This window comes from Marinobacter adhaerens HP15 (assembly GCF_000166295.1).
GTDB lineage: Bacteria > Pseudomonadota > Gammaproteobacteria > Pseudomonadales > Oleiphilaceae > Marinobacter > Marinobacter adhaerens.
Genome location: NC_017506.1, coordinates 4,410,422 through 4,421,911 on the forward strand (window position 1 = coordinate 4,410,422; position 11,490 = coordinate 4,421,911).

At 58.5% G+C, this 11,490-nt stretch carries 7 protein-coding genes and 1 pseudogene; 3 read left to right on the forward strand and 5 right to left on the reverse strand.

The window, feature by feature from the left end:
- The first annotated feature begins 16 nt into the window (after positions 1-16).
- Genes fdhF through HP15_RS20600 form a run of 3 tightly spaced genes read left to right on the forward strand, consistent with a single transcriptional unit; the run spans position 17 to position 3,998 of the window.
- Positions 17-2,917 (forward strand): formate dehydrogenase subunit alpha, encoded by a 2,901-nt coding sequence (gene fdhF, locus HP15_RS20590; protein WP_014579281.1) that lies wholly within the window; start codon positions 17-19, stop codon positions 2,915-2,917.
- Positions 2,898-3,752 carry a formate dehydrogenase accessory sulfurtransferase FdhD gene (gene fdhD / locus HP15_RS20595; RefSeq protein ID WP_014579282.1) on the forward strand — a complete coding sequence of 285 codons (855 nt, stop codon included), beginning with the start codon at positions 2,898-2,900 and terminating at the stop codon, positions 3,750-3,752. The genes fdhF and fdhD overlap by 20 nt, the downstream gene beginning before the upstream one ends.
- 33 nt (positions 3,753-3,785) lie before the next feature.
- Positions 3,786-3,998 carry a formate dehydrogenase subunit delta gene (locus HP15_RS20600; RefSeq protein WP_041646015.1) on the forward strand — a complete coding sequence of 71 codons (213 nt, stop codon included), beginning with the start codon at positions 3,786-3,788 and terminating at the stop codon, positions 3,996-3,998.
- Between the two features lie 115 nt (positions 3,999-4,113).
- On the opposite strand, the gene HP15_RS20605 is transcribed toward HP15_RS20600, so the two are convergent.
- From HP15_RS20605 to HP15_RS20625, 5 genes and pseudogenes are all read right to left on the reverse strand, one after another.
- A complete protein-coding gene (locus tag HP15_RS20605; protein ID WP_014579283.1) occupies positions 4,114-5,766 on the reverse strand; it encodes an electron transfer flavoprotein-ubiquinone oxidoreductase in 1,653 nt (550 codons plus the stop codon).
- A gap of 80 nt (positions 5,767-5,846) precedes the next feature.
- Positions 5,847-7,835 carry an acetoacetate--CoA ligase gene (locus HP15_RS20610; protein ID WP_014579284.1) on the reverse strand — a complete coding sequence of 663 codons (1,989 nt, stop codon included), beginning with the start codon at positions 7,833-7,835 and terminating at the stop codon, positions 5,847-5,849.
- A gap of 16 nt (positions 7,836-7,851) precedes the next feature.
- A complete protein-coding gene (locus tag HP15_RS20615; RefSeq protein WP_014579285.1) occupies positions 7,852-8,763 on the reverse strand; it encodes a hydroxymethylglutaryl-CoA lyase in 912 nt (303 codons plus the stop codon).
- Positions 8,763-10,757 (reverse strand): acetyl/propionyl/methylcrotonyl-CoA carboxylase subunit alpha, encoded by a 1,995-nt coding sequence (locus tag HP15_RS20620; RefSeq protein ID WP_014579286.1) that lies wholly within the window; start codon positions 10,755-10,757, stop codon positions 8,763-8,765. Before HP15_RS20620 ends, HP15_RS20615 begins: the two co-directional genes overlap by 1 nt.
- 2 nt (positions 10,758-10,759) lie before the next feature.
- Positions 10,760-11,476, reverse strand: a pseudogene (locus HP15_RS20625) (enoyl-CoA hydratase-related protein); the annotation flags it as partial.
- Positions 11,477-11,490 lie beyond the last annotated feature (14 nt).

Consider the following 11,490-nt stretch of genomic DNA (forward strand, 5'->3'; position numbering starts at 1 on the left):
AGTGGAGGCAATAACAATGCTGCAATATTTTGATCCCGACACGAGCGGCCTGAATCCCAATATCGACTATGGTACGCCGCCCAGTAATTCAGAAACTCTAGTCAGCCTCTCCATAGACGGCACCGATATCGCCGTGCCAGAAGGAACCTCGGTACTGCGGGCAGCCACCCTGGCGGGTATCAATATTCCCAAGCTGTGTGCATCGGACAACCTCGAAGCCTTCGGTTCCTGTCGCATGTGCGCGGTGGAGATCGAGGGCCGACGCGGCTATCCGGCCTCCTGTACCACTCCGGTGTCCGAAGGCATGACTGTCACCACTCAGAACGCCAAGCTGGCGAAGCTCCGGCGCAACATCATGGAGCTGTATATTTCAGACCACCCGTTGGACTGCTTGACCTGTCCGGCCAATGGCAATTGCGAACTGCAGGACGTGGCCGGCGCCGTGGGGCTTCGGGAAGTCCGTTATGGATTTGAGGGTGAGAACCATCTCGATGTGGAGGTGGACGACTCCAACCCCTATTTCAGCTTCGACCCCAGTAAGTGCATTGTCTGCTCCCGTTGCATACGCGCCTGTGAGGAAGTGCAGGGCACTTTTGCCCTGACCATCGACGGCCGTGGTTTCGACTCCAAGGTGTCTGCCGGCCAGAACGATCCGTTCATGGATTCCGAGTGCGTCTCGTGCGGTGCCTGCGTGCAGGCCTGCCCCACCTCCACATTAATGGAAAAGAGCGTGATCGACGCTGGCCAGCCAGAGCACAGTGTGGTCACTACTTGCGCATACTGCGGTGTGGGCTGCTCGTTCAAGGCAGAAATGAAAGGTGACCAATTGGTGCGCATGGTTCCCTACAAGGGTGGCGATGCCAACCAAGGTCATTCCTGCGTGAAGGGGCGTTTTGCGTTCGGCTATGCCACTCACAAGGACCGGATCAAGGAGCCAATGATCCGGGAGTCGATCGACGACCCCTGGCAAGTTGTGACTTGGGAAGAGGCCATTGAGTTTTCTGCCAAGAAGCTCAAAGACACCCAGGCAAGATACGGTCGGGAAAGCATCGGCGGTATTACGTCTTCCCGCTGTACCAATGAGGAAACCTATCTGGTGCAGAAGCTGATTCGCGCGGCGTTCGGCAACAACAACACAGACACCTGTGCACGTGTCTGTCATTCCCCCACCGGCTTTGGTCTGAAGACCACCATGGGCGAATCCGCGGGAACACAGACCTTTGATTCCGTTATGAAGGCCGACACCATAGTGGTGATCGGTGCCAACCCTACCGATGCCCACCCGGTGTTTGCCTCCCAGATGCGCAAGCGTCTTCGCCAGGGCGCAAAACTGATCGTGATTGATCCGCGCCGCATCGATCTGCTGAAAACGCCCCATGGCACTGAAGGCATTCACCTGCCGTTACGTCCGGGTACCAACGTAGCGATGATCAACTCGCTGGCCCATGTGATTGTGACCGAGGGGCTGGAAGACAAAGGGTTCATCGAAAGCCGGTGTGAGCTCAAACAATACAACCAGTGGCGGGATTTCATTGCCGAGGAACGCCATTCTCCGGAAGCCCTGGAGGTGGTCACCGGTGTGTCTGCCGACTTGGTGCGTCAGGCCGCGCGGGCGTATGGCGAAGCGCATAATGGAGCCATCTACTATGGCCTGGGTGTCACCGAGCACAGCCAGGGCTCCACCATGGTGATGGGTATCGCCAACCTGGCAATGGCCACCGGTAACATTGGCCGTGAAGGTGTGGGGGTGAACCCGCTGCGGGGACAAAACAACGTTCAGGGCTCCTGCGACATGGGCTCCTTCCCTCACGAACTGCCCGGCTACCAGCATGTGGGCGATTCGGCGGTACGGACCAAGTTCCAGGATGCATGGAATGTGGTCATAGACAACGAGCCGGGCCTGCGAATTCCCAACATGTTTGATGCCGCCATTGCCGGAAGTTTCAAGGCCATGTATGTGCAGGGCGAGGATATTGCCCAGTCCGATCCCAACACCCAGCATGTGGAGGCGGCACTCAGTTCGCTGGATTGTCTGATTGTGCAGGATATCTTCCTGAACGAAACCGCCAAGTACGCTCATGTGTTGCTGCCGGGCTCCACTTTCCTCGAAAAGAACGGCACCTTCACCAACGCCGAGCGACGGATTAACCGGGTGCGCAAGGTGATGGCGCCAGTGGCCGGGATGGAAGACTGGGAAGTCACCATGGCGTTGTCCAATGCGTTGGGATATCCGATGCATTACAACCATCCGTCCGAGATTATGGACGAGATTGCTCGGCTGACGCCGACCTTCACAGGAGTCAGTTACGACAGGCTGGACGATCTTGGTAGTATCCAGTGGCCTTGTAACGACGAGCACCCTGATGGAACCCCTACCATGCACACCCTCGACTTCCCGATCGGCAAGGGCAAATTTGCGGTCACCGAGTATGTTGCTACCGAGGAAAAAACTAATCGTAAGTTCCCGCTGTTGCTTACGACCGGACGTATCCTGAGTCAGTACAACGTGGGCGCACAAACCCGGCGGACTGAAAATAGCCAGTGGCACAGCGAGGACGTTCTGGAAATCCACCCTAGTGACGCCGAACTGCGCGGTGTTCGAGAAGGCGACTGGCTAGGCGTTTCAAGTCGCGTAGGGCAGACAGTTTTGCGGGCGCGAATAAGTGACCGCATGCTGCCCGGGGTAGTCTGGACCACCTTCCATCATCCGGGCAGCGGTGCCAATGTTATTACCACTGATAGTTCGGACTGGGCCACCAATTGCCCTGAGTACAAGGTCACGGCGGTGCAGGTAGAGAAGGTTAGTCAGCCATCCGCCTGGCAACGGCACTTTGCGCAGTTCGACGAGCGCCAGCATCAGTTATTGGATTCAAAGGCAGGCGAGGAGGAGCGCTCCGATGTCGCTTCCTTTGAGTAAGGTAGAGGATGCGGTGATGGCGCCTGGGACACAGGAGCAAGCTCTTCCTTCGACCGTATTCGAAACGACGGTCGATGTTTGCGGCGGGATTGAGGGCACTCCGAATAGTGATCAGGTTGCAGAAGAGGTTCCGGTAGCTATGGTCTACAACGGCATCTCTCATGCTGTGATGATGGCTTCGCCCTCTGACCTGGAAGATTTTGGTCTTGGGTTCAGCTTAAGCGAGGGGATTATTGATTGCCCGGAGCAACTCTTCCAGCTTGACGTGGGGGTTGGTAAACAGGGCATCACTTTGGAGATGCATGTCGCCGGCGAGTGTTTTGCACGATTGAAGGAGCAGCGCCGAAACATGGCCGGCCGAACAGGCTGCGGGCTGTGTGGCACCGAGAGTCTCTCTCAAGCGGTTCGTCCTATTCAAGAGGTGCCCAATCATACTTCTCCCCACAATCGATCTGTTCAGGTTGCCCTTCATGGACTACGGCAGCATCAGCCCCTGCAGTCTGAAACCGGAGCTACCCATGGGGCTGCCTGGTGTGACAGCGAGGGCATGATTCAGACGATCCGGGAAGATATCGGTCGGCATAATGCTCTGGACAAGCTAATTGGTGCGCGGATTGCTCGGTATGGCCCCAACGCTTTCAACGACGGCTTCGCGCTCATCTCAAGTCGGGCCAGTTTCGAAATGGTCCAGAAAAGCGCGGGCGTGGGCATTCGCTGTCTGGTTGCTGTTTCGGCAGCCACGGCACTGGCAATTCGCCGGGCCGAGGAAGCCGGAATGACTCTTATCGGCTTTGCAAGACCGGGAAGGCACGTTATTTATACGCGCAAGCATTGAGTAGAATTTGGCAATTTATTGGGGTAAATAAATGTGAGCAGTGATCAAACGACACATTTAGTTAAGATGGTTAATCAAATCAGCATTAATGCGCCAACGCAGTGTCGTGAAGAGGCGATTCAATTTGTTGCACAACATCTTACTAAGTTCTGGGCCAGGGAAATGAAGCGCCAGATAAAGGAATACGCTATCTCTGACGGAGAGGCCTTGTCACCAATTTCTTTGCAAGCGGTTAAGATGCTCTGATTCTCTAGGATCGCTTGATTTAATCAAAATGGACACACAGTAGGAAGTCAGGGAGGCTTATGGAGCCTCCTCTGAAAAGGGTAATTACAAGCTATATCTCACGGTTTGGTGTCACCTACATATTCGGATAATTCGGGCCACCGCCCCCTTCCGGAGTTACCCAGTTAATGTTCTGTGCAGGATCCTTGATGTCGCAGGTCTTGCAGTGAACACAGTTCTGGGCGTTGATCTGGAAGCGCTTTCCGCTGCCATCGTCTTTCTCGACAACTTCATAAACACCAGCAGGGCAGTAGCGCTGCGCAGGCTCATCGTATTTAGGCAGGTTGTCGCGGATCGGAAGGTCCGGATCGGTCAGTTTAAGGTGAACCGGCTGATCTTCCTCGTGGTTGGTGTTTGAAATGAACACCGAGGACAGACGATCGAAGGTCAGGGTGTTATCCGGCTTGGGATAGGTCACCTTCTTGCACTCGGCTGCCGGCTTCATGGTGGCATAATCCGGAGTGGTATCGTGGAAGGTAATCGGCAGGCTGCCGCGCAGGATGTTCTGCTCAAAGTAGGCGATGGCGCCACCGACTATATTGCCGAACTTGTGCATCGCCGGGCCGAAGTTACGCTCTGCGTATAGCTCCTTGAACAGCCAGCTGTCTTCAAATTTCTTCTGGAAGCTGCTGATCTCTTCGCCGCTCTTGCCGTCCTTCAGCGCTTCGAAAACTGCCTCGGCGCCCAACATGCCGGACTTCATGGCGGTGTGGGAGCCCTTGATCTTGGAACCGTTCAGCGTGCCCGCGTCACAGCCCAGCAAGAGACCACCCGGGAAGCTCATCTTGGGCAGGGCGTTATAACCGCCTTTAGTGATTGCACGGGCGCCGTAGGAAACGCGCTTGCCGCCTTCCAGGTGTTTCTTGATTTCCGGATGCAGCTTCAGCCGCTGAAATTCCTCAAACGGGCTCAGATGCGGGTTGCTGTAGGACAGATCGGTGATCAGGCCCACATATACCTGGCCATTCTCGAGGTGATAAAGGAAAGAACCACCGGTGGAGCCGGTTTCTTTCAGGGGCCAGCCGGTGGTATGAACTACGAGGCCCGGCTCGTGTTTGGCCGGATCAATATCCCACAGTTCCTTGATACCGATACCGTAGTGCTGCGGGTCTTTGCCTTCATCAAGCTTGAACTCCTTGATCAGGCGCTTGCCCAGGTGACCGCGGCAGCCCTCGGTGAACAGCGTGTATTTCGCGCGCAGTTCCATGCCCGGCATGTAGCCGTCTTTTTCGGAACCGTCGCGGGCCACGCCCATGTCGCCGGTAATGATGCCTTTTACCTGACCGTCTTCAATGATGGTTTCGGACGCGGCAAAGCCGGGATACACCTCAACGCCAAGCTGTTCGGCCTGTTCGGCGAGCCAGCGGCACAGGTTACCCAGGCTGATAATGTAGTTGCCATGGTTGTGCATGTTCTTGGGCACAAACGCATTCGGGATCTTGGTGGCGCTGTCCTGGTTCTTCAGCAGGAAAATGTCGTCCCGGGTAACGGGCGTGTTGAGCGGGGCGCCTTTCTCTTTCCAGTCCGGGAAGAGTTCGTTGAGGGCAGTGGGCTCGAATACGGTACCGGCCAGAATGTGGGCGCCGATCTCAGAACCTTTCTCTACAACGCATACGGTGAGTTCCTCGCCAGCTTCCTGTGCCAGTTGCATGACACGGCACGCTGCCGACAGGCCCGCCGGGCCGCCGCCGACGATCAGAACATCAAATTCCATCGATTCGCGTTCCACTATGCCCCTCCACAATTCAAGAAAGTTAATTTTAACCGGCTAATCGAAGTGTTGATTTTCACAAGTGTAGGTGCCTTTAGTTACAGGAGGCCAACATCTGTTAGTGCTGCTGCGATCTCGTCCAGCGCCTCGGGATTGCTCAGGGCATCGCGGTTATCCGACTTTTTGGAACCATTAATTAGCCTGGCGACGGCTAGCTCCACCTTCTTGCCGCTGCGGGTGTACGGAATATCGTTCACCTGCACGATGCGCTTGGGTACGTGCCGTGGACTGGCGCCCTCGCGGATTCGGCTCTTGAGTTGTTTAAGCAGATCGTTGGTGATTTCCTGGCCGGCGGCCGGGACCACCAGCAAAACCACTTCCACGTCGCCGTCGATCTGGCGTCCCACCACGAGGCTGTCTTTGACCTCCGCCACGGTTTCGACCTGGCGGTAGATTTCCGCAGTGCCGATGCGAACGCCGCCCGGGTTCAGGGTGGCGTCAGAGCGGCCGTAGATGATGGCGCCGCCGTGCTCGGTGAACTCGATGAAATCGCCGTGGGCCCACACACCCGGGAAGGTGTTGAAGTAGGCGTCCTTGTAGCGTTCGTCTCCCGGGTCCTGCCAGAAGCTGACCGGCATGGAGGGCAATGGCTGGCGGCAGACCAGTTCGCCCCGGCCTTCGCTGACCGGCTGACCATCGTCGCCGTAGGCCACGGCGTCGACGCCCAGGAAGCGGCACTGGATCTCGCCGCGGCGAACCGGCAGCAGCGGCGTTGAGCCGACGAAGCAGCCGCAGATGTCGGTGCCACCGGCAATGGAACCGAGCAGGGCGTCAGGGGCGCCATCGCTGTAAACCCAGTCATAGTCTTCCGGCAACAGCGGTGAGCCGGTGGAAAACACCACTCGCAGCTTGCTCTGATCCAGGGTTTTTGCGGGCTTGAGTTCGCCTTTTCGGCAGCCGGCAATGAACCGGGCGCTGGTTCCGAAGTGGGTGACCTTCTCTTCCGCAACGGTGTCCCACAGAAAGTTCAGGCTCGGGTAACCCGGAGAGCCATCAACGGTGATCACGGCGGCGCCGGTCATCAGGGCGGAGGCCTGCCAGTTCCACATCATCCAGCCACAGGTGGTGAAGTACAGGAACCGGTCTTCGGGGCCAACGTCGCCGTGCAGCATCAGCTCCTTGGCATGATTGACCAGCAGGCCAGCATTGCCGTGCACGATGCACTTGGGTTTGCCCGTGGTGCCGGAGGAATACAGGATATACACCGGATGATCCGGAGGCAGCGGCGTGAAGGAGGGTGCATTACCTTTGCCGTAGGCCAGCATGTCTTCCCAGGTGGTAACCAGGTTTCCGGCAATCGGGGGCTCGTCTGGCAATTGCTGGACACTAACAACCGATTTGAGAGTAGGCAGACCTGCAATCAGCTCTGCGAAGTCCTGCTGGCGAGCGAATACCTTGCCGCCATAGCCGTAGCCATTCACCACGATCAACGCTGCCGGTTCAATCTGGCCAAAGCGATCGAGAATGGCCCCGATGCCGAAATCGGGGGAGGCAGAACTCCAGATGGCACCCATGCTTGTCGCAGCCAGCATACCAACAAGGGCTTCGTAGCCATTGGTGACAACGCCAGCCACACGATCGCCCTGTTGAATACCCTTGTCGCGCAGAAAGGCTTCCAGGGCGCCCGCGTCCGCTTTGAGTTGAGCGTAAGTCCTACGCAGGACCGGGCGAGTTTCGCAGTAGGCAACGACCGCCTCCTGGTCGGCGTGTTCGCCATCCGCCAGCCGGAGCAGGTTGGCGGCAAAGTTCAGCTTCATGCCCGGGAACCACTCGGCGCCGGGCATGTCACGTTTGCCCAGTACTTTTTCAGCCGGGGTATCGCAGACAAGACCACAGTAATCCCAGACCTTTTGCCAGAAGGTCTCAAGCTCATCAATCGACCACTGGTACAAAGCGTGGTAATCGGTAAAGGGACCAAGGCCCTGCTGCTCCAACCAGGCCTTGAACTGGCCCATTCTGGAGTTCTTCAGGGTGTCTTCTGAGGGCGACCATAAAATATCAGGGCTGGGAGTGGTTTGGTTTTTCATGAGTCAAATCCTATTTTCATGAGCCGGCTTGACAGTCTGTTGCCTGACCGACTTTCGAACCGTTTTGACGGTTCAGCTGGCTGCAGATCCAGTCGCCTGTGGCGACCAGTTTTTCAAGATCGACGCCGGTCTTGATGCCAAGGCCGTTAAGCAGGTATAGCACGTCCTCGGTTGCGACGTTGCCAGAAGCACCCTTGGCGTAGGGACAGCCGCCGAGGCCGGCGACGGAGGCATCGATAACGCTGACGCCTTCTTCCAGCACCGCATACAGATTGGCCAGTGCCTGGCCGTAGGTGTCGTGGAAGTGCGCGGCCAGTTTATCCATGGGCACATGCGCAGCGACGGCTTCGAGCATGCGTTTGGCTTTGATCGGAGTGCCCACACCAATGGTGTCGCCCAGGGAAATCTCGTGGCAGCCCATGTCGTACAGGGCCTTGGCCACGGTGGCCACCTGTTCCGGGGCAATGTCACCTTCGTAGGGACAACCCATCACGGTTGAGACATAGCCGCGCACGGGGATGCCGTGTTTGCGTGCTTCCTCGACGACCGGCGCAAAGCGCTCGAGGCTCTCGGCGATGGTGCAGTTGATGTTCTTCTTAGTGAAGGATTCGGACGCGGCGCCAAAGACGGCCACTTCGTCGGCCTTCGCCGCCAGTGCCCCCTCAAAGCCTTTCAGGTTCGGGGTGAGGGCGGAGTAGCGAACGCCAGCCTTGCGGTTGATGCCGGCCATCACCTCGGCGGCGTCGCCCATCTGTGGCACCCATTTCGGGGATACGAAGCTGGCGGCCTCGATGTGGCTCAGGCCGCTGTCTGCCAGGCGGTCGATCAGCCCGGTTTTGATGGCGGTGGCGATCACCGGGCCGGGCTCGTTCTGGAGTCCGTCCCGGGGGCTCATCTCAACCAGGCGAACCTGTTTGGGAAAGGCCATCAGCCTGCCTCCTCTTCATTCACTTCAATGGCAATCAGTTCAGCACCTTCAGAAACCTGGTCGCCCTCGGCGAAGAAGATTTCAGTGACCACGCCGTCGGCAGGGGCCTTGATGGCGTGTTCCATCTTCATGGCTTCCATGATCACCAGGCTCTGGCCCGCGGTGACCTTGTCGCCAACCTTGGCCTGCACAGCGACGATGGCGCCGTTCATGGGCGCGGCCAGGCTGCCTTCGCCGGCCATTTCCTCGAAGCCGTAGCTTTCCTTGTACACGGTGCAGTTGAAGGTGTCGCCTTCGTAGAACAGCACCAGCTGGTCGTTGTGCAGGTTGCCGTGGATGCTGATGCGATGGCCGTTGATGACCGCCTGCAGGTAGTCGTCATCCAGACGGGCCGTAAGGTTGTAGACGCTGTCACCAACGAATACCTGATAGCGATCGTCGCGCTCCAGCACCTTGAGATCGTGAATCTCTTCACCCACCTGCAGCTGCAGCGGCTGGGCAAATTCCGAGTTCATGCGCCAGCTGTTCTGGCGACCGAAGGGCGACCAGGGGTCGGTGCTGACCACTTCCCGGGATTTGCGCTGTTCCAGAACAAAACCGGCGGCAAGTACCAGGGCTTTATGGGTATCCAGCTTGGATTTCGGGAACAGCAGTTCCCGGTGATCGTCGATAAAGCCGGTGGTCAGTTCCGCTTCCCGGAACGGTTGGGCGTCCGCCAGGGCGTGCAGGAACCGGATGTTGGTCTTCACGCCCGCGATGCGGTAGTGCTCCAGGGCCTGAACCATGCGGTTGATGGCCTGGTCGCGGGTTTCGTCCCACACGATGAGTTTGGCGATCATGGGGTCGTAATGGATGCTGATGTCGTCGCCCTCGGTCACGCCGGTGTCGACGCGCACATGGGCGCTTTCATCCGGAGTGCTCAGGTAGCGCAGGTTGCCTGTGGCCGGCAGGAAGTCCTGGTCCGGGTCTTCGGCGTAGATCCGCGCTTCCAGGGCGTGGCCCCGGGTTTTCACCTGGGACTGTTCCAGCGGCAGGGCATCACCCCAGGCCACTTTCAGCTGCCATTCCACCAGATCCTGGCCGGTGACCATTTCGGTGACCGGATGCTCGACCTGAAGGCGGGTGTTCATCTCCATGAAGAAGAAGGAACCGTCGACGTCGTACAGGAATTCAACGGTGCCGGCACCCACGTAGTTAATGGCCTGGGCGGCGCGCACGGCCGCTTCACCCATGGCCTTGCGGGTTTCTTCGCTCAGGCCCGGGGCCGGGGCTTCTTCCAGGACTTTCTGATGGCGGCGCTGCACGGAGCAATCACGCTCGGCCAGGTACACGCCCTTGCCTTCCTGGTCGCAGAAGACCTGGATCTCCACGTGCCGGGGCTGGGTCAGGTAACGTTCGATCAGCATGTCCGGGTTGCCGAACGCGTTCTGGGCTTCGCGCTTGGCGGCGGCCAAGGCGTCGTCAAACTCGCCCATGTTGTTCACGACGCGCATGCCTTTGCCACCGCCGCCGGCAACAGCCTTGAGCAGCAAGGGGAAGCCGCATTTCTCGGCTTCGGCCCGCAGGGTTTCAACCGACTGGTCGTCGCCGTGGTAACCGGGCACCAGCGGTACGCCAGCCTTTTCCATGATGGCCTTGGCTGCGGACTTGGAGCCCATGGCAGCGATGGCCGAGGAGGGCGGGCCGATGAAGACAATGTTGTTGGCTTCACAGGATTCGGCAAACCCGGTGTTTTCCGAGAGGAAACCGTAACCGGGGTGGATGGCCTGGGCACCGCTCTTTTTGGCAATCTCGATGATCTTTTCGGCCCGCAGGTAGCTCTCGGAGCTGGGTGCAGGGCCGATGTGGAAGGCTTCGTCAGCCATGGCCACGTGCCGTGCATTGGCGTCGGCCTCCGAATAGACGGCAACAACGCGAATGCCCATGCGGTGGGCGGTTTGTATGATCCGGCAGGCGATTTCGCCCCGGTTGGCGATCAGTATCTTGCTGAACATTGTTATTCTTCCTCCGGAACCCAGTTGGCCTTGCGCTTGTTCAGGAAGGCGCTGAGCCCTTCCTGCCCTTCTTCACCCACCCGGATATCCGCGATGCGGTGTGCGGTGTCGTCAATCACGTCGTCGTTGATGGGCTTGTGGCTGACGGCGAATACCAGGTCCTTGGCGGCTTTCATGGCCTCGGGCCCGTTCATGGCCAGTTGCTGGAGCATCTCGTTGCAGCGGGCTTCCATGGCATCGACATCGTCACAGACGATGTGTACGAGGCCGTATTCCTGAGCCTGCCTGGCGGTGAATACTTCGGCGGAGATGAAGTACCGCCGGGCCTGGCGCTCGCCGATGGCGCGCACCACGTAGGGGCTGATCACGGCCGGAATCAGGCCGAGCTTCACTTCGCTGAGGCAGAAGCTGGATTTCTCGGTGGCGATTACGATGTCGCAGCAGGCGGCAAGGCCCACCGCGCCGCCGAAAGCGGCGCCCTGTACCAGGCCGATCACCGGCTTGGACAGGTGGTTGAGTACGTTCATCAGCCGCGCCAGTTCCCGGGAATCATCCAGGTTTTCCTGGCGGCTGTTCTCGGCCATGCGGCGCATCCAGCCAAGGTCGGCCCCGGCGGAGAAGTGCTTGCCTTCGGAGCGCAGGATGACGACTTTCACGCTGTTGTCGGCATTCACCTCGGTGAGGGTGCTGATCAGCTGCTGGATGATCACGTCGTCGAAGCGTTGCGTTTGTC

Bases quoted from the DNA above. Each gene is read 5' to 3' on its own strand.
- fdhD (WP_014579282.1), top strand. From the start codon at position 2,898: ATGTCGCTTCCTTTGAGTAAGGTAGAGGATGCGGTGATGGCGCCTGGG.
- fdhF (WP_014579281.1), top strand. From the start codon at position 17: ATGCTGCAATATTTTGATCCCGACACGAGCGGCCTGAATCCCAATATC.
- HP15_RS20610 (WP_014579284.1), bottom strand. From the start codon at position 7,835: ATGAAAAACCAAACCACTCCCAGCCCTGATATTTTATGGTCGCCCTCA.
- HP15_RS20615 (WP_014579285.1), bottom strand. From the start codon at position 8,763: ATGGCCTTTCCCAAACAGGTTCGCCTGGTTGAGATGAGCCCCCGGGAC.
- HP15_RS20620 (WP_014579286.1), bottom strand. From the start codon at position 10,757: ATGTTCAGCAAGATACTGATCGCCAACCGGGGCGAAATCGCCTGCCGG.